General features: G+C 54.3%; 19 protein-coding genes. All 19 read right to left on the bottom strand.

The features are described from left to right. Positions 1 to 34: 34 nt before the first annotated feature. The 19 genes from HGBM_RS10450 to kamA all read right to left on the bottom strand — a co-directional run bounded on the left by HGBM_RS10450 (position 35) and on the right by kamA (position 23,638). On the bottom strand, positions 35 to 946 hold the full coding sequence (locus HGBM_RS10450; protein ID WP_019121057.1) for a peptidoglycan DD-metalloendopeptidase family protein: 912 nt from the start codon (positions 944 to 946) through the stop codon (positions 35 to 37). A gap of 59 nt (positions 947 to 1,005) precedes the next feature. Further along, entirely contained in the window at positions 1,006 to 2,319 is a 1,314-nt protein-coding gene (gene rho, locus HGBM_RS10445; RefSeq protein WP_019121056.1) for a transcription termination factor Rho, read from the bottom strand. A 45-nt stretch (positions 2,320 to 2,364) separates the two neighbouring features. After that, positions 2,365 to 3,327, bottom strand: a complete 963-nt coding sequence (gene glpX, locus HGBM_RS10440; RefSeq protein WP_019121055.1) for a class II fructose-bisphosphatase — start codon at positions 3,325 to 3,327, stop codon at positions 2,365 to 2,367. A gap of 14 nt (positions 3,328 to 3,341) precedes the next feature. Next, positions 3,342 to 4,613 carry a UDP-N-acetylglucosamine 1-carboxyvinyltransferase gene (locus tag HGBM_RS10435; protein ID WP_019121054.1) on the bottom strand — a complete coding sequence of 424 codons (1,272 nt, stop codon included), beginning with the start codon at positions 4,611 to 4,613 and terminating at the stop codon, positions 3,342 to 3,344. A gap of 107 nt (positions 4,614 to 4,720) precedes the next feature. Further along, the gene (fsa, locus tag HGBM_RS10430) at positions 4,721 to 5,365 is read right to left on the bottom strand and encodes a fructose-6-phosphate aldolase (RefSeq protein WP_019121053.1); all 645 of its coding nucleotides are present in this window, start codon (positions 5,363 to 5,365) and stop codon (positions 4,721 to 4,723) included. A 12-nt stretch (positions 5,366 to 5,377) separates the two neighbouring features. Beyond that, positions 5,378 to 6,232: a class II fructose-1,6-bisphosphate aldolase gene (gene fba, locus HGBM_RS10425; RefSeq protein ID WP_026074314.1), complete on the bottom strand. Its 855-nt coding sequence runs from the start codon at positions 6,230 to 6,232 to the stop codon at positions 5,378 to 5,380. A gap of 84 nt (positions 6,233 to 6,316) precedes the next feature. Further along, a complete protein-coding gene (locus tag HGBM_RS10420; RefSeq protein ID WP_019121051.1) occupies positions 6,317 to 6,682 on the bottom strand; it encodes a response regulator in 366 nt (121 codons plus the stop codon). Positions 6,683 to 6,832: 150 nt separating this feature from the next. Beyond that, the gene (locus tag HGBM_RS10415) at positions 6,833 to 8,434 is read right to left on the bottom strand and encodes a CTP synthase (protein ID WP_019121050.1); all 1,602 of its coding nucleotides are present in this window, start codon (positions 8,432 to 8,434) and stop codon (positions 6,833 to 6,835) included. Between the two features lie 207 nt (positions 8,435 to 8,641). Continuing rightward, a complete protein-coding gene (rpoE, locus tag HGBM_RS10410) occupies positions 8,642 to 9,160 on the bottom strand; it encodes a DNA-directed RNA polymerase subunit delta (protein ID WP_026074313.1) in 519 nt (172 codons plus the stop codon). Positions 9,161 to 9,282: 122 nt separating this feature from the next. Then, entirely contained in the window at positions 9,283 to 12,540 is a 3,258-nt protein-coding gene (gene icmF / locus HGBM_RS10405) for a fused isobutyryl-CoA mutase/GTPase IcmF (RefSeq protein WP_019121048.1), read from the bottom strand. Positions 12,541 to 12,565: 25 nt separating this feature from the next. Further along, a complete protein-coding gene (locus tag HGBM_RS10400) occupies positions 12,566 to 13,201 on the bottom strand; it encodes a TetR/AcrR family transcriptional regulator (protein ID WP_019121047.1) in 636 nt (211 codons plus the stop codon). A gap of 105 nt (positions 13,202 to 13,306) precedes the next feature. Continuing rightward, on the bottom strand, positions 13,307 to 14,272 hold the full coding sequence (meaB, locus tag HGBM_RS10395) for a methylmalonyl Co-A mutase-associated GTPase MeaB (protein ID WP_019121046.1): 966 nt from the start codon (positions 14,270 to 14,272) through the stop codon (positions 13,307 to 13,309). Positions 14,273 to 14,286: 14 nt separating this feature from the next. Beyond that, the gene (locus tag HGBM_RS10390) at positions 14,287 to 15,429 is read right to left on the bottom strand and encodes an acyl-CoA dehydrogenase (protein ID WP_019121045.1); all 1,143 of its coding nucleotides are present in this window, start codon (positions 15,427 to 15,429) and stop codon (positions 14,287 to 14,289) included. A gap of 21 nt (positions 15,430 to 15,450) precedes the next feature. Beyond that, a complete protein-coding gene (locus HGBM_RS10385; protein WP_019121044.1) occupies positions 15,451 to 16,590 on the bottom strand; it encodes an acyl-CoA dehydrogenase in 1,140 nt (379 codons plus the stop codon). 40 nt (positions 16,591 to 16,630) lie between these two features. Further along, on the bottom strand, positions 16,631 to 17,482 hold the full coding sequence (locus tag HGBM_RS10380) for a 3-hydroxybutyryl-CoA dehydrogenase (protein WP_019121043.1): 852 nt from the start codon (positions 17,480 to 17,482) through the stop codon (positions 16,631 to 16,633). Between the two features lie 13 nt (positions 17,483 to 17,495). Then, positions 17,496 to 18,677: an acetyl-CoA C-acetyltransferase gene (locus HGBM_RS10375; protein ID WP_019121042.1), complete on the bottom strand. Its 1,182-nt coding sequence runs from the start codon at positions 18,675 to 18,677 to the stop codon at positions 17,496 to 17,498. A 213-nt stretch (positions 18,678 to 18,890) separates the two neighbouring features. Then, positions 18,891 to 20,972, bottom strand: coding sequence for a (Fe-S)-binding protein (locus HGBM_RS10370; protein ID WP_019121041.1), 2,082 nt, complete (start codon positions 20,970 to 20,972; stop codon positions 18,891 to 18,893). A 242-nt stretch (positions 20,973 to 21,214) separates the two neighbouring features. After that, entirely contained in the window at positions 21,215 to 22,135 is a 921-nt protein-coding gene (locus HGBM_RS10365) for an S-layer homology domain-containing protein (protein ID WP_019121040.1), read from the bottom strand. Between the two features lie 159 nt (positions 22,136 to 22,294). Further along, positions 22,295 to 23,638: a lysine 2,3-aminomutase gene (gene kamA, locus HGBM_RS10360; RefSeq protein WP_019121039.1), complete on the bottom strand. Its 1,344-nt coding sequence runs from the start codon at positions 23,636 to 23,638 to the stop codon at positions 22,295 to 22,297. Between the last annotated feature and the right edge of the window lie 9 nt (positions 23,639 to 23,647).

Raw genomic sequence — 23,647 nt, 5'->3', positions numbered from 1 at the left:
CCCGGCAGGCGTTGTAAACGTGAAGAACTGCCAATTACCGCAGAAAACGCAAGGGATTGACTGGCGTATCATCCTGACGCACCTCAAAGTGCAGATGGTAGTTGGTGGAATCTCCTGTGTTCCCCATGTACCCCAAAACATCTCCCTGGTTTACTTCCTGGCCAACGGTCACCAGGATCTTGCGCATGTGGGCATAAAAGGTATTCAACCCGTCGCCGTGATCCAGCACGACCAACTGTCCATACCCTGCGCGGGTCGTTCCTGCCTCAATGACTGTGCCGCTTTTTGCTGCCAATATCGGCGTGTTGCCCTTATTCTCGTTCCACAGGTCTATCCCTTTGTGCATTCTCCCCCAGCGGCTGCCAAAATCGCTCGTAATCGTAGCGTTTTCAATCGGCCATTCCATGGTTCGGGAGCGCAGCGTGCCGCGGCTTGCAACCTGGACGGACGATCGCTCTGCGATATCCTCATGGCCAGCCGGCATACGCCGCTGCAGGGGTATGGGAACATACAAGACCTGTCCGATATACAAGTTATCCGGAATCAGTCTGACCAGTGGGTTGCGGGCGGCGATTGCCGATTCGCTGACCTGGTAACGGGCGGCAATCTGGTCCAGCGTCTCTCCGCTGCCGACCGTATGAATTATTTCATTTCGCTTCATTGTAAGCTTCAAGCCGATTCCTACGAAGTTGGGATTTTTAATTTTATTTTGCTCTACCAATTCTTTCAGGCTGATTCCGTTGCGGTAAGCAATCTCGGAAAGTGTATCCCCCTGCTGCACGGTGTATGAAATGACCGGGCTTCGCTTTTGCGGAAGTTCCTCCTCTTCCTCAAAGATCGTATAGGGATTAAACGCCTGAAGCAGGGATTGTTCCACAACGGCTTGCCTTGCTTCATCCGAGCTTTGCCATGGTACCTGCGTATCAGCTGCGTAAGCATCCATCATGCTTAACCTCCCCTCTACTTTCCTAGTAATATGCCAAAATACAAAAAAAATGACGGCGTTTACTTTGCCGTCACAGTAGATTGTTTTGGAGAGCGGGACGTCTTGGCTTCCGGTTGGGACGGTGTCTGTCCTTCCGGCTTGCTTTCGATCCCCTCCAGAAATTCTACATTTGTTTTCGTTTCCGCCAATCGTTTCAAGAAGGTCTCGACAAACTCGTGGCTGTCGTTCATGCGCTTGCGAATGGACCACAATTTATCCAATTCTTCTTTCGATAAGAGCAGTTCTTCGCGGCGCGTACCGGAGCGGCGAATGTCGATGGCGGGAAAAATCCGCCGTTCGGCCAATTTTCGGTCGAGGTGCAGTTCCATGTTCCCCGTTCCTTTGAACTCCTCGTAAATCACGTCATCCATGCGTGAACCCGTCTCGATCAAGCTGGTGGCGAGGATGGTCAGGCTGCCGCCTTCCTCGATGTTCCGCGCCGATCCGAAAAACCGCTTTGGCCGGTGAAACGCTGCCGGATCGATCCCGCCTGAGAGCGTTCTGCCGCTGGGAGGGATGACCAGGTTATAAGCTCTGGCAAGCCGGGTGATCGAGTCAAGCAGAATGACGACATCCTTTTTATGCTCCACCAGCCTTTTCGCCCTCTCCAATACCAGTTCGGCTACCTTGATGTGGTTTTCCGGCAGCTCATCAAAGGTGGAGGCTACCACCTCTCCCTTCACAGACCGCTGCATATCCGTTACCTCCTCCGGACGCTCGTCGATCAGCAGGACAAAAAGCGAAATGTCCGGATGGTTTTCGGTAATGCTGTTCGCAATCTCTTTTAGCAAAACAGTTTTCCCAGCTTTTGGGGGAGCGACAATCAAGCCCCGCTGGCCCAATCCAACCGGTGTCAACATATCCATGATCCTGGTAGAAAGCTTTGTCGGTGAGGTTTCTAAAACAAGCTTTTTTTGAGGATAAAGCGGTGTCAGGGCGGGAAAGTGGAGGCGTTCTGCTGCCAATTCCGGATCTTGACCGTTGACGGCTTCAACCTGCAGTAGACCAAAATATCGTTCATTCTCCTTGGGTGGACGGACTTTTCCAGAGACGAGATCACCCATCCTCAGATCGAAGCGGCGTATTTGCGACTGTGAAATATAAATGTCTTCCGAGCTGGGAAGGTAGTTGATCGGCCGCAAGAACCCGTATCCTTCCGGCAGAATTTCCAGTACCCCTTCCATGAACATCAAGCCGTCCCGTTCGGCGCGTGCTCGCAGTATCGCAAAAATCAGTTCTTTTTTCTTCATTTGTGAGTACTGGGCAATCTGGTACTCCTTTGCTAGCTTGTACAAATCAGTTAATTTCTTCTCTTCCAGTTCGGAAATGAGCATATATACACCACACTTTAGTATCTTTTCTCTATCTTATTTCACCGCTCACAACGCAAGAATGGGCTTCCGTTCAAGGCGATGGTTTCCTTCGATGAAACGAATCGTTCCCGTTTTCGCCCGCATGACCACCGAGTGGGTGGTTGCACGCGTCCCCTGGAACCGAACACCGCGAAGAAGTTCGCCGTCAGTTACACCTGTTGCCGCAAAAATAGCGTCATCCCCCTTAACCAGATCGTCCATGTACAGGACCTGATGCGGGTCAGTCAGCCCCATTCGCTTGCAGCGTTCCAATTCTTCCTCGTTCTGCGGCAGCAGCCTGCCCTGGATCTCCCCGCCCAGACATTTTAGCGCCACTGCTGCCAACACTCCTTCCGGCGCACCTCCGGAACCGAACAGAATATCTACCCCCGTGTTCGGAAAGGCGGTATTAATCGCCGCAGCGACGTCTCCGTCGGGAATCAGCTTGATCCGTGCACCCGCTTCGCGGATTTCGGAGATGATCCGTGAATGCCGGTCGCGGTCCAGGACGATGGCGACCAGATCGCTCATGTCCTTTCCGGCTGCCTGGGCAACCGCTTTGAGATTGTCGGCAACCGGGGCGTTAATATCAATTTTCCCTACCGCATTCGGACCGACCGCGATTTTTTCCATGTACATATCAGGCGCGTGAAGCAAGTTGCCGCGATCGGCGATGGCGATTACCGATATGGCATTCCACGTTCCTTTGGCGACGATATTGGTCCCTTCCAAGGGGTCCACTGCCACATCGACGTAGGGCGGCACCCCTTGTCCCAGCTTTTCTCCAATGTAGAGCATCGGGGCCTCATCCATTTCGCCTTCGCCGATCACCACTACGCCATCCATCGGGATGTTTTCAAACTCCCGGCGCATTGCTGTCGTAGCCGCTCCGTCGGCCTCGTTTTTTTTGCCCAGCCCCATCCAACGTGCCGAAGCAAGTGCCGCGGCTTCCGTGACGCGAACCAACTCGAGTGATAAACTGCGTTCCATCTGTGCCTTCCCCCTTACGGTCGCTTTGTCGGCTTAAGAACTTCCCGGTAAACGTCTGCACCCAAATTCCGCAGCTTGCCAACCAGATTTTCATAGCCGCGGTCAATGTGTTCCAGCCCCTCTACTTCTGTCACGCCTTGTGAAACCAGTCCGGCAATGACCAGGGCTGCTCCCGCCCGCAAGTCGCTCGAGACGACCTTGGCGCCATTCAAAGTCCTGCCGCCTTCGATCACCGCAGAGCGCCCCTCTACCTTGATCGAGGCTCCCATGCGCCGCAGTTCGTCGACATGGCGGAAGCGGGACCCGTATATGTTGTCCGTGATAATGCTCGAACCCTTGACCTGGGTGAGCAGAGTTGTCATGGGCTGCTGCAGATCGGTTGGAAAACCGGGATACGGATTTGTCTTAACATCGACAGCTTGGTATTTCTCCTGACCGATCACGCGAATATTATCGTCCCCGTCCTCGATCACGACGCCAATCTCGCGCAATTTAGCCGAGATCGGTTCAAGGTGCTTGGGGATGACATTTTCCAGGATGACGTCGCCGCGCGTTGCAGCTGCAGCAATCATGTAGGTTCCCGCCTCGATCCGGTCAGGAATAATCGTATGACGGCAGCCCCGCAGGCGTTCCACTCCCTGGATGCGAATGACATCAGTTCCTGCTCCTTTGATGTTGGCACCCATATTGTTAAGCAGGGTAGCCACATCGACGATCTCCGGTTCGCGGGCGGCATTCTCGATCACCGTCACCCCTTCGGCGCGCGCCGCAGCCAACATGATGTTGATCGTCGCTCCGACGCTGATGAGGTCGAGGTAGATACGGGCGCCGCGCAGCCGGTTTGCCCTCAAGGTCATGACGCCATTCATGTTTTCCACACGGGCGCCAAGCGCTTGAAATCCTTTGATATGTAAGTCAACAGGACGCGGACCGAGATCGCAGCCTCCTGGCAACCCCACATTCGCCTCGCCAAACTTCGCCAAAAGCGCCCCCCAGAGATAATAGGAAGCACGCAGTTTTTTTACGTGTCCATTGGGCATTACAACAGGCTTCATCGCAGAGCTGTCTATTTCCATCCAGTCATCTTCGAACAACACGGATGCTCCCATCCGCTGCAGAAGCTCTACGTAGATCTCAACGTCTTGGATGTGTGGGAGGTTCTCGATAACAACCGGACCATCAGCCAGTAAAGCAGCCGGGATGAGAGCTACAGCGCTGTTTTTCGCTCCACTTATGGATACGCTGCCCCGCAAAGGCTTCCCTCCGTTAATGATCAGTTTCTCCATGATTCGCTCTCCTCAGGCATCTCTTTCTCATTTCTTTACAAGATTCTCTGGAAAGAAGCACCTTCTCCACGGAAAAGGTGCTTCTTAGCAATCGGAAATCGAGAACCCTACTTTTTCATGCTGTTCCAGTCTGCCAAGAATTTCTGCAGTCCGCTGTCTGTCAGAGGGTGATGTAAAATCTGTTTGAGGACCTTATAGGGGACGGTCGCAATTTCTGCGCCAAGGCGTGCCGCTTCCGTCACATGCAGGGCATGGCGAACACTGGCCGCGATGATTTCCGTTTCAATATCGTGCACAGCAAAGATTTCGACGATCTCTTTGATCAGCTTCAATCCGTCGTAGCCAATGTCGTCCAAACGGCCGACGAACGGGGACACGTATGTAGCCCCTGCACGTGCAGCCAGCAAAGCCTGGTTGGCATTGAAAATAAGCGTTACATTCGTTTTAATTTTCCGCTTTGACAGTGCTTTGACTGCTTTTAGTCCTTCTTCCGTCATCGGAATTTTGACCACGATGTTTTTGGACAGCGAAGCGAGTTTCTCGCCTTCTTCGATCATTCCCTTGGCATCCGTGCTGATGACCTCGGCACTGATCGGCCCGTCCACCAGGTCGATAATTTCCTTTAAGGCCTCGATGAAATCCCGGCCTTCTTTTGCCACAAGCGAGGGATTTGTCGTAACGCCAGAGATAACTCCCCACTCGTGAATCTCACGAATCTCTTCTACGTTGGCTGTATCGATAAAAAATCTCATGATGGCCTCCTGTTAAATGCGATTATTACTTCCGAACAGGCGAATTTTCCCTTTTACTACCTCTTTAATGGCTTCCCGGGCGGGTCCCAGGTATTTGCGCGGATCGATTTCATTTGGCTTGGCTGCGAGAATCTCGCGAATCTTCGCCGTGCAGGCCACTTGGTTTTCCGTATTTACGTTTATTTTGCCGACCCCGAATTGGATCGATTTTTTAATCGCTTCGTCAGGCACGCCGGAACCGCCGTGCAGTACGATCGGAGCAGCGATATTTCTCGCTACCTCGTCAATGATTTCAAAGCTGATCTTCGGCTCGCCCTTGTACATGCCGTGAGCGGTACCTACGGCAATCGCCATGTAGTCTACCTTGGTCTCTTCCCAGAAACGAATGGCGTCTGCGGGATTTGCCAAAGCAGCGTCTTTCTCGTCGACAGACAGGTCGTCTTCCACGCCGCCAATCGTTCCCAGCTCTCCTTCGACGGAAACGCCGACTGCATGAGCAGCCTCTACCACTTGTTTTGTCAGACGGATATTCTCTTCCAATGGATAGTGGGAACCGTCAAACATGACAGAGGAGAACCCTGCACGAATGCACTTCATGACTACCTCGAAGCTGCTTCCGTGGTCGAGGTGCAGGGCAATCGGCACGCCGGAAGTCTCCGCAGCGGCCTTGGCCATCGCTACGGTGTATTCCAAGCCCATATACCGCATGGCCCCTTCCGACACCCCGAAAATCACTGGTGATTTTTCCTCTGCAGCCGCTTCTGTGATCGCCTGCGTAAACTCCAGGTTGTTCAGATTAAACTGCCCTACTGCGTATTTATGTTTCTTCGCATCCTCTGCAAACGCGGTCATTGGTACAAGTGGCATAAACGTACGATTCCTCCCCATACTGGTCTGTGGTAACTTGTGTTATTATACCACAACCCTTTTTTGCTTAACAGGCTTTCACTGCTAACAGGCGAGCTGCTGATTGACTACTTGACGAAGCTCATCAATGTCAAAGGGCTTAGTAAAGTGCATCAAAGCTCCCAATTGCGTCGCTTCCTTGATCATATCCAACTCTCCGTAAGCTGTCATCATGATGACTTTGATACTTTTGTCCATTTTTTTAATATGTTTCAAGATTTCGATGCCGTCCATGCCTGGTATTTTCATATCGAGAATAACGAGATGCGGCGATTCTTTTTCTACAATCTCCAATGCTTGTTTTCCGTTCGCCGCCTGGAAGGTGGAATAGCCCTCTTTTCCAAGTACCTCGTACAAAAGAATGCGAATGCCGTACTGATCGTCGACAACCAAAATTTTCTTTCTCTGCATTTCCATCTCCCCCTATACACCAAGGTTAGTCCCGATTTATTCTGTTATTTTCAACAATTCGCTAACCTGAGGAAATCTCCTCCATGTCCTTTGACCTTATTTGCTATATGCAAACAAAAAAGGGGCCGTAGATTCACGGCACCCTCTATCTTATCTTCTATGAGTCAAAGCTGCTTTGACAAATTCCTGGAACAGCGGCTGCGGCCGGTTCGGGCGGGACGTGAATTCAGGGTGGAACTGCGTCGCCAGGAACCATGGATGGTCTGGCAGTTCGACGATCTCCACCAGTCTTCCGTCGGGGGTTGTTCCAGAGAAAACAAGGCCCGCCTTGGCAAGCTGTTCGCGGTAGTCGTTGTTTACCTCGTAACGGTGGCGGTGACGCTCATGAACCAGCGTACTGTTGTAGGCTCGCTCTGCAAGGCTGCCCGAAATCGCCTTCGTCGGACCGAGACCTAGGCGCATTGTACCCCCTTTGTCTTCCACCACTTTTTGCTCCGGCAGCAAGTCAATGACCGGATGCGGGGTAAGCGGGTTGATTTCGGAGCTGTTGGCTCCCTCAAGTCCTGCTACATTGCGGGCGAATTCGATGACGGCCAGCTGCATGCCGAGGCAGATGCCGAAATACGGTACGCGATTTTCCCGGGCAAAGCGAATGGCTTCGATTTTCCCTTCGATTCCGCGATCGCCAAATCCGCCGGGAACGAGAATGCCGTCGACATCGCCAAGCAGCTCGGCAACATTGGCCGCGGATACCTCTTCGGAGCTCACCCATTTGATTTTCACGTCGGTATCATTGGCGTAGCCTCCATGATAGAGCGCTTCGGCTACCGACAGGTACGCATCATGGAGCTCAACGTACTTTCCAACGATGGCAATGCGTGTTGTATGCTTCAGATTTTTTACTCTTTCGACCAATTTTTTCCACTCGGTCATGTCCGACTCATCGCAGGTAAGTCCCAGGTGGCGGCAAACGTAGTCATCAAGGCCTTGCTGCTGCATCATAAGGGGAACTTCGTACAATGTTTCGGCATCAACCAGTTCGACGACAGCGTTTTTATCGATATCGCAGAACAGCGCCAGCTTGTCCTTCATCTCCTGGGAGAGCGGATATTCCGTGCGGGTCACGATGACGTTGGGCTGAATCCCCAAGCTGCGCAATTCCTTTACGCTGTGCTGCGTCGGCTTCGTCTTCATCTCGCCTGCCGCTTTGATGTAAGGAATCAGCGTAACGTGAATGTACATCACATTTTCACGCCCCACATCGCTCTTGATCTGGCGAATGGCTTCCAAGAACGGCAAGCTTTCAATATCCCCGACTGTCCCGCCAATCTCGGTAATCACCACATCCGCTCCGGTCTTCTCACCGGCGGTAAACACCCGTTCCTTGATCTCGTTGGTGATGTGCGGAATGACCTGGACCGTGGCTCCCAGGTAATCGCCGCGGCGTTCCTTGGCAATGACGGCAGAGTAGATTTTGCCGGTCGTCACGTTCGAATTGGCGTTCAAGTTAATATCGATAAAACGCTCATAATGGCCTAAGTCAAGGTCTGTTTCAGCGCCATCGTCGGTGACGAACACTTCCCCATGCTGATACGGGCTCATCGTCCCAGGGTCTACGTTAATGTACGGGTCAAATTTTTGAATGGTTACCTTTAGCCCCTTGTTTTTCAGCAATCGCCCCAAAGAAGCTGCTGTAATCCCTTTGCCCAGCGAAGAAACGACTCCACCAGTTACAAAAATAAATTTTGCCATCGTTCAAGTCCCCTCTTTCCCCTATTCCAGCGTCGACGCTTGTTCTGATGAGGATGGCTCCCCCAAAAAAAGAAAAAACAAAAGGATGACCCAACCCGAATCATCAGGCAGGGGGCACTTTTGTTTTATAGCTTATCCATATTCGGTATAACTTCATGTGAAGCCCAAGCAGTATTTTATAACGCCCTATAGATGAAAGTCAAGGATTTAGAGGTCTTCCGTTTCTTCATCTTCTATTACTTCACCCTCAAGTTCCTCGTCGTCAAAGATCTCCTCGTCGTCAACAAGGTCATCATCAGCATCTTCGTCTGCTTCATCATACTCGTCATCGTCTTCGAGTTCGAGAATGTCATCGTCTTCGAAGTCTTCTTCCAATTCTTCATCCAGATCGTCGTCGTAGTCGTCAAGATCGTCGTCAAGCAGGATTTTCTTCCGCTTGCCGCCTTCCTGGCTTTCTTCTACTGCCTCAGTCGGGTACCAACGCTTCAATCCCCAGGTATTGTCGCCAACACAGATAAAGCGTCCGTCGATGTTGATCTCCGTATAAACTTGTGCGATCATTGCCATCATCTGCTCATCCGTCATACCGCGAAGCGCCGCAATCTCATTCATGAGCTCGCGAAAATTGCAAGGTTCATTAGTCCCTTTCAGTATTTCGTATGCGATGTCGACCATCGCCATTTCGCTCAGCTTCTCTGGATCAATATGTTGAAGTGTTTGACTCAACCCGGGCACGTCCTTTCGCAACAAAAAATTGACTATCATACAGTATTCCTTATTTTAGACGAAAATGCAAGGCTTTCAAACAGCAGGCGAGCCCGGGAAATCAGTCAAGGGACCAGCTTATATTACATGTTGCGGCGATATTGGCCGCCTACCTCATACAAGGCAGCGCTGATCTGTCCCAAAGATGCCACTTTTACCGTCTCCATGAGTTCGGCGAAGATATTGCCGCCGGATACCGCGACTTCTTTCAACCTGGCCAGGGCACGAGGGGCTTCCTCGCTATGGCGCTGCTGAAAATCGCGGAGATTGCGGATCTGATGTTCTTTTTCCTCCTCGCTGGCCCGTGCCAGTTCAATCTCGTAGTCCTCTTCCGAAGCATTGGGGTTGAGGAAGGTGTTCACGCCGACGATCGGCAGTTCCCCGGTGTGCTTCTTCATCTCGTAGTACATCGACTCATCCTGGATCTTGCCGCGCTGATACTGCGTTTCCATCGCTCCGAGAACCCCGCCGCGGGCGCTGAGCCGCTCAAACTCCTGAAGGACAGCTTCTTCTACCAGGTCAGTCAGTTCCTCGATGATAAAGGAGCCCTGCAGCGGGTTTTCGTTTTTCGCCAGGCCCAGTTCTTTATTGATGATCATCTGAATCGCCATTGCCCGGCGGACGGAGTTTTCCGTCGGCGTCGTGATCGCTTCGTCATAGGCGTTGGTATGGAGAGAATTACAATTGTCATAGATCGCGATCAACGCTTGCAGGGTGGTGCGAATGTCGTTAAAGTCCATCTCCTGGGCGTGCAGCGAACGGCCCGACGTCTGAATGTGGTACTTCAGCTTTTGGCTCCGCTCATTGGCTCCGTACCTGTGCTTCATGGCGACCGCCCATATCCTCCTGGCGACCCGCCCGATCACCGTGTATTCAGGGTCCAGTCCATTCGAAAAGAAGAAAGAGAGATTGGGAGCGAAATCGTCGATGTTCATGCCGCGGCTGAGATAGTATTCCACATAGGTAAAGCCGTTTGCCAGCGTAAAAGCAAGCTGGGTGATCGGATTGGCGCCCGCTTCCGCGATGTGATAGCCGGAAATGGAGACAGAGTAGTAATTTCTCACCTTGTGGTCAATGAAGTACTGCTGGATGTCTCCCATCATCCGCAGGGCGAACTCTGTCGAAAAAATACAGGTGTTCTGCCCCTGGTCTTCTTTCAAAATGTCCGCCTGCACGGTACCGCGAACAGTGGACATTGTGTACGCCTTGATGCGCTCCAGCTCTTCCTGATTCGGCTGGCGGCCTTCCCGTTCGACAAATTTTTCCACCTGCTGATCGATCGCCGTGTTCATAAACATCGCCAGGATCATCGGAGCGGGACCGTTGATCGTCATCGAGACGGATGTCGACGGCGAACACAGGTCAAAGCCCGCGTAGAGTTTCTTCATATCGTCAAGGGTACAGATGCTGACACCGCTCGTCCCCACCTTCCCGTAGTTGTCCGGTTTATAGGAGGGGTCTTCACCATACAAGGTCACGCTGTCAAAGGCGGTACTAAGCCGCTTCGCGTCGTCGTTTTTCGAAAGAAAGTGAAAGCGTCTGTTGGTCCTCTCCGGTGTGCCTTCGCCGGCAAACTGGCGGCGCGGGTCCTCTCCTTCCCGCTTGAACGGAAATACCCCGGCCGTGTAGGGAAACAACCCCGGAGCATTTTCCTTAAGCGACCATTTGACGATCTCTCCCCAATCGGCGAAGCTCGGCAAAGCTACCTTTGGAATGCGAAGTCCGGACAGAGATTCGGTAAACAGCTTCGTCACGATCTCCTTATCGCGGATTTTGGTGACGAACTCGTCACGATTGTACGACTCCTTCAACTTGGGCCACTTTTCTAAAATTTCCTTGCATTCCGGGTGAAGCTTTCCTTCAAACAAAGCGATCTGCTCATCGAGAAGAGCGATCAGGTCAGGCGCTCCTTCTCCGGTTTCCCCGGAGGCCAGCAGGGTCTCTTTGGCCCCGTTCAGCTGGAACAGCTTGCGCGCAATATTCGACTGCTCTTCCGCAAATTGGCGATAGCTGCGAACCGTGTCGGCGATTTCCTGCAGATAGTTGACGCGGTTGGCCGGAATAAGCGATGACTTGTGTATGCGGACCGGGGTCGGGTCAAGATGCTCCGTCGGCCAATCGACGCCCGTCTTCTGAACGACCGCTCGCATCAGGGCCGCAAAAAGAACATTGGTGCCTGGATCGTTAAATTGGTTGGCGATCGTCCCGTAGACCGGGATTTGATCGTCCGGCAGTTCGAAGGCGTTGTGGTTGCGCCGGTACGCCTTTTTCACCTCTCTGAGCGCGTCTTCGGAGCCTTTTCGGTCAAATTTGTTGATCGCGACGATATCCGCGAAGTCCAGCATGTCGATCTTCTCCAGTTGAGACGGGGCCCCGAATTCGCTGGTCATGACGTACATCCCTACGTCGGATACTTCTGTAATCTGGGCATCCCCTTGACCGATGCCGCTGGTTTCCACGATGATCAGGTCAAAGCCTGCCGCCTTGACCACCCGAAGTGCATCGGCCAGTGCCGCAGACAGCTCCGAACCGGATTTGCGGGTGGCGAGGCTGCGCATGTAGACCCGGGGCGTATTGATCGCATTCATGCGAATCCGGTCGCCGAGCAAAGCTCCGCCTGTCTTTTGTTTGGACGGGTCGATCGAGAGAATCGCCACGGTTTTTTCAGGATACGTATGGATAAATCGCCGTACCAATTCATCCGTCAAGGAACTCTTGCCGGCACCGCCAGTTCCGGTGATGCCGACGACCGGGACAGTTCGCTTGGGCTGCGGCAGTTTTTCGGCGATCGGCACGAACGCCGCCGGATCGTCTACCGCGTACTCTGCGACCGAAATCAACCGGGCAATGGCCTGATGGCGCTGTTCCTGAAGCTGCGCCAGCTCTTCCCCGACCTGGCGTACGGTCGGAAAATCCGTTTGCCTGAGCATCTCGTTGATCATCCCCTGCAGTCCCATATGGCGGCCGTCATCGGGGGAGAATATTTTACTGACGCCGTATGCTTCCAATTCACGGATCTCCCGCGGGACAATCACTCCGCCTCCGCCGCCGAAGACGCGAATATGACTCGCCCCCCGCTCCTTCAACAAGTCGATCATGTATTTGAAATATTCGACGTGTCCGCCTTGGTACGAGCTGATTGCAATTCCCTGCACATCTTCCTGTATCGCCGCTGTCACGACTTCTTCTACCGAGCGGTTGTGGCCAAGGTGAACCACCTCCGCACCGGACGACTGCAAAATGCGCCGCATAATATTAATAGAGGCGTCGTGACCATCGTATAAACTGGCAGCCGTCACAAAGCGAATCTTGTTTTTCGGGCGATACACTTCCGTCTCCATCCCTTTTTGCCTCCTTCTTTGCGCTTTACGTTTGCTTGCCGCTGATCTCCCGCAAAAGCAGCGCCGTCTGCTTTTCCGTATACTCTTCCAGCGAGTAATCCCGCTTCAGCGTCCAGCGGCGGAACACCCACATCTCGCCCAGCACCATGATGTTGTGGGCCATCAATTTTACCTGTTTTTCGTCAATTCCAATCGAGCCGTCGGCAATTCCTTTCCGCAGAATCTCTTCAAAGATTCCCGTTATCTCTTCTTCTCTGCCGAGTACGTAGCGCATCGTCTCTTCCGGCAGCGACTTGGTCTCCTGATAAATCAGCAGCACCCTGTCGCTCATCTGCTCCATTACGCGAAAGAAGCTGCGCAGCGCCAGTTTTAACACCTTGAGTCCTGTGCCCTGAAACGTGATCGCTTCCCGCAAGCGGTTTTCCACTTCGGCGTGAATCGCATCACAGACGAGGTAGAGCACATCTTCCTTTGATTCAATGTATTCGTAAAGCGTGCCAATGCTGAAGCCGGATGCCCGGGCGATCTCCCGGGTGGTCGTTTTATGAAATCCCTTGCGAATGAACAGATCGACAGCCGCCTCGACAATTTGGTCGCGCCGTTTTTCAATCAACTTCGGATCCTTCACCAGGGACGGTATTGTCTTTCTTCGATTAGACATCTGGATACACCTCGCGAACTGACTGAGCGTTTAGTCAGACATTTTCATAAGGAAAGCGTCTCTTTCTCCTCTATTATACGCCGGAAAGAGAGCTGCCCTCAATCTCTATTTGTCCCTCGGTGCACCCTGATCCCCTCGAAACAAGGTTTCGGCGATCAACTCGGCAGTGCTGTACGGATCCCGGCGGCGTTCCTCCACATCGGCCAGCTGATCGGCAAAACAGCCTTCCTGTACCGCTTGCAGCATCCGCTGATAGACGTTGTGGCTCACGATCTCCAACACCTCTTCGCGGAGGTGAGCAGCGCGTCTCATCTCCCAGTCGCCGCTTTCGTGCAGAAACTGCTGGTGTCGTTCGACTGCCGCCCACAGTTCAGCCATTCCCTGCTGCCTGGTAGAAATCGTCCTGACGACAGGCGGACGCCACGGAGCATCATGCTTTGCCAAATCGAGCATCTGCTCCACCTCTACCTGAAGCTTGTCGGTGCCGGGCAGGTCGGCCTTGTTGATCACAAACAGGTCGGCTATCTCCATGATGCCGGCTTTGAACGCCTGCACGCTGTCGCCGCCGCCGGGATTGAGGACGACGACGGTCGAATCGGCGATGTTCATCACATCCAGCTCCGATTGGCCGACACCAACCGTCTCGATCAGGATGACGTCGCATCCGTATGCGTCAAGCACTCGCACGGCGTCCTTCGTATTCCGCGATAGTCCGCCCAGACTGCCGCGCGTCCCCATGCTGCGGATAAATACCCCCGGGTCGAGGGCGTGATTTTGCATCCGCACCCGGTCGCCGAGCAGAGCTCCGCCCGTAAAGGGGCTGGTCGGATCCACCGCGACGATCCCGAGCGAGAGTCCCTTGGCCCGCAGGAAATAGACCAGCGCGTCCACCAGCGAGCTTTTTCCCGCCCCCGGGGTACCCGTAATCCCGATCAATTTGGCCCGGCCGGTATGCGGGAAGATCTCCCGCAGCATTTGCATCCGTTCCGGATAATCCTGTTCGATGCAGGTAATGGCACGGGCCGCTCCCCGCACGTCGCCGGCCAGTACCCGCTTTGTAATCTCCAGCATTGCACAATCCCACGCTATTCTTTAAGAAGGTAGTTGCTGATCACGACGCGTTGAATTTCGTTGGTTCCTTCGTAGATCTGGGTAATTTTGGCGTCCCGCATAAAGCGCTCCACGGGGTATTCCCTGGTGTAGCCGTATCCGCCAAAGACTTGCACGGCTTCAATCGTGACCTCCATCGCCGTGTCGCCGGCGAACAGCTTCGACATCGCGGAAGCCTTGCCGTACGGCAGACCTTGATCCTCCAGCCACGCCGCCTGATACGTGAGCAGCCGGGCCGCTTCGATCTTCGTCGCCATCTCTGCCAGCTTGAACTGGATGGCCTGCAGCGAAGCGATCGGCTTGCCGAACTGGTGCCGCTCCTTGGCGTAGGCAAGCGCGTGCTCGTATGCGCCCTGCGCGATCCCCAGCGCTTGGGCGGCAATCCCGTTGCGCCCGCCATCGAGCGTCATCATCGCGATTTTAAAGCCTTCTCCTTCGGCCCCCAAGCGGTTTTCCGCCGGAATCCGCGCGTTTTCAAAAATGACCTCCAGTGTTGGCGAGGAGCGGATTCCCAGCTTCTTCTCCTTTTTCCCCATGCTGAAGCCAGGCGTGCCCTTTTCCACGATGAAAGCCGTAATCCCTTTGTGTTTCAGTGTCGGGTCGGTTACGGCAAAGACGATGTAGATTTCCGCATCGCCGCCGTTGGTGATGAAAATTTTATTGCCATTCAAAACGTAATGGTCTCCGTCTTTTACCGCCGTCGTCCGCATCCCCGCCGAGTCGGACCCGGAGCCGGGTTCGGTCAGGCAGTAAGCTCCCAGCTTTTTGCCCTCTGCCAGCGGCCGCAGGAACTTCTGTTTTTGTTCCTCAGTCCCGAACTTGAAAATCGGCCAGCTGGCCAGCGAGACGTGGGCAGACAGCGTAACGCCGATTGACGCATCCACCCGGGACAATTCCTCTACGGCCAAAACGTAGCTCATATAATCGGCGCCTGCACCACCGTACTCTTCCGGCCACGGTATGCCCGTGAGCCCCAATTCCGCCATCTCTTCAAAAATCGCCCGCTCGAAGCGCTCCTCTTCATCCCGCTGGGCGGCAGTTGGCGCAACCTTCGTCTCGGCAAAGTCCCGCACCATTTTTCGAATCATCTCTTGCTCTTCGGTTAAACGAAAGTCCATCTCTTCTCACCCCTGTTCTATTTACGAAAGCAAGTGCTTGGCTATCACCAGGTGTTGAATTTCATTCGTTCCCTCGTAGATCTGCGTGACTTTCGCATCCCGGAACAGGCGCTCTACCGGATACTCGCGAGTGTAACCGTATCCGCCAAAGACCTGGATCGCTTCCGTGGTTACTTTCATCGCTGCATCAGAGGCGAACAGCTTGGCCATGGAAGCCTCTTTGCCGCAGGGCAGCTTCTCATTGCAAAGGAAGGCGGCACGATAGACCAGCTGGCGTGCTGCCTCCGTCATCGTCGCCATGTCAGCCAGCTTGAAGGCGACGGCCTGCTGCTCTGCGATGGGCCGGCCAAATTGCTTCCGCTCTTTGGCGTAGCGGCGGGCATGCTCCACAGCCGCTTCCGCTATCCCCAACGCCTGGGCGGCGATGCCGATGCGCCCGACGTCCAGGTTGGCCATGGCGATGGCAAATCCGTCTCCTTCTCGCCCCAGCAAGTTTTTCGCCGGCACGGAAGCGTTGTCAAAAATCAGTTCCGCAGTGTTGGAACCGCGCAGCCCCATCTTCTTTTCCTTTTTCCCGACATGCAAACCTTTTGTGTCTCTTTCGACAATAAACGCCGAGATTCCGTTCGGCCCCTTTTGCGGATCCGTAACGGCAAAGGTGATGTACGTATCGGCCTCGCCGCCGTTGGTAATGAACACCTTGCTTCCGTTGAGCACGTATTCATCGCCTTTGCGGACAGCGGATGTACGGATGCTTTTGGCGTCCGAACCTGAATGCGGTTCCGTCAGAGCGAAGGCACCGAGGGACTTTCCTTGAGCCAGTTTGGGAACAAATCGCTGCTTCTGCTCCTCAGTGCCAAAATTCAAGATCGGATTGGTGCCGACAGAGGTGTGGACGGATAAAATGACGCCTACTGTGGCGCTGACCTTGGAGATCTCATGGATCGCCGAGATGTATGAAATGTAATCCGCGCCCGCTCCGCCCCATTTTTCCGGTACGGGAATGCCCATGATGCCGGCTTTCCCCATCTTTTCGACGATTTGACGGGGAAATTCATCACTATCTTCCATGAAAGGAACAAGGGGGGCAATTTCCTTCTGGGCAAAGCTGCGCACCATCTTGCGCATCATCTCTTGTTCCGCTGTCAGGCGGAGGTCCATAATACTCCTCCCTTTCCCAAAATGACCTCAATTTTACCTGTCATTCATACACATAAAAGCCCCGTCCGCTCTTCTTGCCGAGCCAACCTGCCTTTACGTATTTTCGCAGCAGCGGGCAAGGACGGTACTTGGAGTCGCCAAACCCTTCGTACAGCACCTCCATGATGTACAAGCAGGTGTCCAGGCCGATAAAATCAGCAAGCGTCAGCGGTCCCATCGGGTGATTCATGCCCAGCTTCATCACCTCGTCGATCGCCTCCGGACTGGCGACCCCCTCGTAGACACAGTAGATCGCTTCGTTGATCATCGGCATCAGCACGCGATTGGAGACGAAGCCGGGGAAGTCATTGACGCTGACCGGAACTTTTCCCATCTGTTTGGCCAGGGCCTCCACCAGCAGGTACACTTCATCCGCCGTCTGCAGTCCGCGAATCACTTCGACCAGCTTCATGACCGGAACCGGGTTCATGAAGTGCATGCCGATTACTTTTTCCGGGCGCCGGGTCACTGCAGCGATCTCTGTGATCGGCAGTGAGGAGGTGTTGCTCGCCAGCACCGCATGCGGCGGGCAAATCTCGTCCAGTTGACGAAAGATTTCTGTTTTGATTGCCATGTTTTCCGTGACAGCTTCTATGACGAAATCGACCTCTTTGGCGTCCGCCAAATCCGTCGAAAGGGAAATCCGCGACAGGATCAGTTCCTTGTCGTCTGCCGAAATTTTTTGCTTTTCAACGCTGCGCGCCAGGTTTTTGCTGATCGTACCCAATCCCCGTTCCGCGAACTCACGCTGCGTATCGTGCAGCAGCACCTTCAGACCTGCCTGGGCCGCCACCTGGGCAATCCCGCTGCCCATCTGGCCTGCCCCCACTACCATCAGCTTGCTCACATTCACCCAAGACCCCTCCTCATTCATCTACACGCAGCAGCACCGCGTCACCCTGGGCCGCACCGCTGCAAATCGCTGCGATCCCGAGACCTCCGCCGCGCCTGCGAAGCTCGTAGGCCAAAGTCATAATAATCCGGGCACCGCTCGCGCCAATTGGATGTCCAAGTGCGATCGCACCGCCGTTCACGTTCACTTTTTCCTCGTCCCAGCCGACGATCTTGCCGCTGGTCAGCGTGACGGCGGCAAACGCTTCGTTCACTTCGAATAAGTCAATCTGCCGGACACTCAGCCCGGATTTTTGCAGCAGCTTTTGAATCGCCAGCCCGGGCGTAACGGCGATGTAGGGCGCTTCAGCCCCCACTGCCGCATGGCCGAGAATCGTCGCCAGCGGTTTTTTACCGAGGCGGGCGGCATTTTCATCACTGGTGATCACCATCGCTGCCGCTCCGTCGTTGATGCCCGGCGCGTTGCCCGCCGTGATCGTTCCGTCCTGCAGATAGACAGGCGGAAGCTTAGCTAGCCCTTCCAGTGATGTGTCCGGACGGGGAGCCTCGTCTTGGGAGACGAGCAGCGGCTCGCCTTTTTTCCGGGGAACCTCCACCGGGACGATCTCCTCGGCGAAAAGTCCGTTGGCTGCGGCCTTGGACGCCCGCATCTGGCTGCGGTACGCCCAGGCGTCCTGCTGCTGCCGGGTGATGCCGTACTCCCGGGCCACGTTGCTGCCGTGCACAGCCATCGGCACGCCGTCAAACGGGCAGGTTAGCCCGTCGAACATCATCAGGTCGACGGCTTGACTGTCGCCCATGCGCATGCCGTACCGCGCCCCTGGCAATGCATAGGGGGCGTTGCTCATGCTCTCCATACCTCCCGCAACGATCACCTCGCCATCTTTGGCACGGATGATCTGATCCGCCAGCGTCACGGCGCGCATGCCGGAGGCGCACACCTTGTTGATCGTTTGGCTGGAGACGTTCCACGGCAGTCCGGCTTTGCGGGCCGCCTGCCGGGATGGCACCTGGCCCGCCCCTGCCTGAACGACCATTCCCATGATCACTTCATCTACCTGTTCGCCGGTGACTCCTGCCCGCTTTACCGCCTCTCGGATCACGACAGAGCCGAGTTCGACAGCACTCAAGTCCTTCAACGCACCGCCAAATTTGCCAAACGGAGTTCGGACAGCACTTACGATGACTGATCTCACGCCATTTCCCTCCTTACAGGACTGGCAAATACGCCAATCTGATTGAGCGGTCGCTCACCTATGCTTTTATTTTGACGGCATTATCTGAATTAGTCAACAAATCGAAATCGATTACCGCCTAAAAATTTGCCCATTGTTCCAGCGAAGGAGCAGTCAACCTGCTGACCGCTCCCTTCCCGCTGGTTCCGTTCATTTTTCCGGCAGCTTTTGCCGTCAGATAGCGTCGGCCAGTATCTCGGCAATATCTCTCGCTTTCACTTCGTTCTCTTTTTCCTTCATCTTGATGCCGTCGTTCATCATCGTCAGACAGTACGGGCAGGCACTGGCAATCTGTGTCGGCCCCACCTCAAGGGCCTGCTCGGTGCGGGCGACGTTGACGCGGGTGCCCTCTGTTTCCTCCATCCACATCATGCCGCCGCCGGCGCCGCAGCACATGCTGTCGCAGCCGCTTCGCTTCATCTCCACAATCTCCACGCCGGGGATGGCCGCAAGGATTTGCCGCGGTTTGTCATAAATCTCGTTGTAGCGTCCCAAATAGCAGGAGTCGTGGTAGGTGATCCGTTCTTTTACCTCTTTGGACGGGGACAGCCTTCCCTCTTTCAGCCATTGTTCCAGCAGTTCAGAGTGATGGTAGACTTCCGCCTTCAAGCCGAATTCGGGATATTCGTTTTTAAACGTATTGAAAGCATGCGGGTCGCATGTGACGATCTTCTTCACGCCGTACGCTTCGAACAGCGCGATGTTCTCCTGGGCCAGCTGCTGGAACAAAAACTCGTTTCCGATGCGGCGGGCCGTGTCCCCGGAGTTCTTTTCTTCATTGCCGAGGATCGCAAAGGAGATGCCCGCTTCGTGCATCAGCTTGACGAACGCGTGGGTGATCTTGATGCTACGGTTGTCGTACGAACCCATCGACCCGACCCAGAACAGGTATTCAAATTCATCCGTGTCCTTTACTGTCGGCACGGCATACGCTTCGTCCAACCCTTCGATCCACTTGGTCCGGTCTTTTCGGTTGATGCCCCACGGATTACCCTGCCGCTCGATGTTGTTCAGGGCGCGCTGGGCCTCGGCCGGGACGCTGCCTTCCGTCATCACCAGATAGCGGCGCATGTCAATGATCTTGTCGACGTGCTCGTTCATGACCGGGCACTGGTCTTCACAGTTGCGGCAGGTCGTGCAGGCCCACAGCTCCTGCTCGGTAATCACATCGCCGATCAGATTGGTCGTGTACTCCAGCGGTTTGGCCGCCGCTCCTTCTGCGGCTGCGGCAGCTTCGTTCGCCTGCACGGCCAGTTGATTGGCGGCAGCGTTCGGGAATGCAAAGCTGGGCATCCACGGCGTACGCGATGTCACTACCGCCCCCTTTTCCGTCAGGTGGTCGCGCATTTTGACGATCAGATCCATCGGCGACAGCAGCTTGCCCGTTCCGGAAGCGGGACACATGCTGGTGCAGCGGCCGCACTCGACACAGGCGTACAAATCGATCAGCTGCACCTGGGTAAAGTCCTCGATCTTGCCCACGCCAAAGACTTCCTGGGTCTCGTCTTCGAAGTCGATCGATGACAGCTTGCCGGGCGGATCTAGCTTTTTAAACCAGGTGTTGACTGGAGCGAACAGCAGGTGGGCGTGCTTGGACTGCGGCACGTAGACGGCAAAAGAAAGCAGGATCAACAGATGGGCCCACCAAAACACGTAGAACAAAGCCGCGGCCGCCGTCGTGCCGATCCCCGAGCAGACAATCGCGATCAGCGACGAAATGGGAGCGTAACCGGACGGCTCATGGCCCAGCCAGATCTGTTCGAAGCCGAGCGAAAGCAGTACGGATGCCATCAGCGTGGAAATAAAAATCAGGACCAGACCCGCTTTAAACCCCCGCTTCAAACGCTTCAGCTTCTCGATGTAGCGGCGGTAGTAGGCATAAGCCACCGCAACCAAGATCAGAAAGGTGGTGATCTCCTGCATCAGGCTGAAGTATTTGTGAGCGCTGCCAAAAGGGAGTTCGAAGCCGCGAACCAAACCCTTGATGATCAGTTCCACCGCCCCGAACTGCAAAATGATGAAACCGTAAAACATGACGACATGCATCATTCCGCTTTTCTTGTCTTTTAACAGTTTCTTTTGCAAAAAGACGTTTTGCAAAATCAGATTGAGGCGGGTTCCAAAATCGTCCTTAATGTCAGCCTTCTTCCCTAGCTTGATGAACAAGTAGCGGCTGTAGACAACATGGGCAAACAGGTAAAGCCCGTACGCCAATACCAGAAAAAACGCAATGAGGTTCAATAAGGACAGATCCAATTCTCTCAACTCCCTTTTCTCTTTATCCTCCGTATTTTTTATATTATCAGAACTATTTTAAAAAATGAACGAGTATTCATTGCAGATCATCTGCATTTTACCTACTGAGCGTTCACTCAGTTTCCATATTGATTTGAATATATCACAAGATCAGCACGGAAGGACATTAATAAAAAAAGGGCCTAAAAGGCCCGGGGAGCGGCGGAAATTGCCATTTTTATTGATGGAGCCGTCTTACGACCCTAGGGCGTCGCTGGGCCGCTGTCCGAGGGCTCCAGCACCGGCTGATACTTGGCGGGGATGTAGGCTTCCGCTTTGGGTTCGGTGATCATCTCCCCATTCATGCTGCCGGGGGCCGGGTCGCCGAGAGAGTAGCTGATGACCGCCTGTCCGTCCTCGGTAAAGCGAATCGCGTCAACCTTGATGCTGTAGCCGGTCGTCTGCTTCTGGCCGCGAGACAACACGACCTTGTTTACCTCTTCATTCACCTTCTCGACGGTAAAGCTTACTTCTTCTTGGGGGGCCGGTTTTTCCGACATGGACTCCAACCGTTGGAGCGCATGATACACCCAAATGCTGGCCTCCCCTCGGGTCAGCTCGTGCTTCGGGTAAAATTTGCCGTCCTCACCCGGAGTCGTGATCTTGTGCAGGACCAACCGCTGTACACTGCCGCTGCAGCTTGGATCGATCTCATCAGCGTCGGCAAATACGACCATCATCTTCACAACCGGGAGGTCACCCTTCATTTCCAAAGCGTGAATCAGCAGATCGGCGAATTGCTCGCGGGTGATGGTGCTGTTCGGATCGATGTCCTCGGGAATCTCGAGCCCGTTTGCCTTGGCGCTGATAAACGCCTTTGCATACCACGCGTTATTGGGTACCTTCGTAAAGAAATCGGATGCTGCGGGAGCTTTTACAAAGCTGGCGGCTGCGAGATTCAAGTCGAACGCCTTGACGATCAATTGGATGCTCTCTGCGTAGGTGATCTTCCCCTGCGGCACAAAGTGCCCGGCGTCCACACCGCTGACGATGCCCCGCTCCGCCAAAGACGAGATCGGCCCTTGCTGTTCGGGAGTCAGATCGGTAAAAGCGAACGCTGAACTGACGGATAAACTGGATATCAACGCTGCCGCCGTGATGGCGGAAAGGATTTGTTTTTTCATACTTGCACCTGACCTTTCTTCAATTAAAGTCCATTTTTTCTCTATCACTCCGGAGTTACTTTTTTGACGAGAGAAGGAGGTGGTCCGTTTCAGTAAATAAAAAAAACAGCACGCCTTGATTTCCAAGACATGCTGTCTTTGCACAGGTTCAGCGGGCGACTACTTGACCGCCGTTTCTTTTGGCTGCTGTTTCTTTTCCGCCTGTTCCCGGCGAACATCTGCCAGTGACTTCACTTTTGTCGCTTTGATCCGTTCATTGCGAGCCAATCCGACCGGCTCCAGGTTGTTCGCCTCATCTTTCATCAGGGCGGCGATGCCGACTGCTTTTCCTTTTGCAGCCTGACAGTACTCACAATTTTCTTCGTCGTGGGCATGGTAGTTTTTCGGTTCCGGATAGGAGGTGATCACACCTTCAAAGTTGCGCAGAACAACCTTGTCTGATGACTGGGAAATCATGTAGTTTGGCGCAACCGGGATTTTTCCGCCGCCGTGCGGTGCGTCCACGACGAACGTCGGCACGGCGTAGCCGGAAGTGTGCCCGCGAAGGTGTTCCATAATCTCGATCCCTTTGCTGACAGGCGCCCGGAAGTGCCCGATTCCTTCCGACAGATCGCACTGGTAAATGTAGTACGGGCGAACCCGGATCTTCACCAGTTCGTGCATCAGTTTTTTCATGGTGTGCGGGCAGTCGTTGATCCCGGCCAGAATGACCGATTGGTTGCCCAGCGGCACCCCGGCATTGGCCAGCATCTCACAGGCTTTGGCCGCTTCTTCCGTTATCTCGCGCGGGTGGTTGAAGTGAGTGTTCAGCCAAACCGGGTGGTATTTTTTCAAGATGCTGCAGAGGTTTTCCGTAATCCGCTGCGGGAACACGACAGGAGCCCTCGTGCCGATGCGGATAATCTCCACGTGTGGAATCGCCCGCAGGTTGCTGAGAATGTACTCCAGGATGCGGTCGTTAATCAGCAGTCCGTCTCCCCCTGAGAGCAGCACATCCCGCACTTCCGGTGTATTGCGAATGTACTCGATGCAGGCATCCAGCTGCTTCTTGGGCACGCCCATCCCGATCTGACCGGAAAACCGGCGGCGCGTGCAGTACCGGCAGTACATCGAGCACTGATTGGTCACCAAAAACAGCACGCGATCAGGATAGCGGTGAGTCAAGCCGGGAACCGGCGAGTCATCATCCTCGTGGAGTGGGTCTTCCATGTCGTACCTGGTCCGGATCATCTCCTGGGACAGCGGGACCGACTGCATCCTCACCGGATCCTTGGGATCATCCGGATCCATCAGCAGAGCGTAATACGGGGTGATATTAAGGGGTATCGTCTGGTTGGAGATACCCACGCCTGTTTCTTCGTCAGGAGTCAGGTTAATTACTTTCTTCAGGTCATCCACGGTTTTGACCGTGTGGGTCAATTGCCACATCCAATCGTTCCACTGTTCCTCCGTAACATCTTTCCACAATTCAACCGAACGCCAATCACGCATGACAGCTGCCATCAGCAATCC

The organism is Brevibacillus massiliensis (assembly GCF_000311785.1).
Classification (GTDB): Bacteria; Bacillota; Bacilli; order Brevibacillales; family Brevibacillaceae; genus Brevibacillus_C; species Brevibacillus_C massiliensis.
This window is presented reverse-complemented; position numbering and strand designations above follow the sequence as displayed.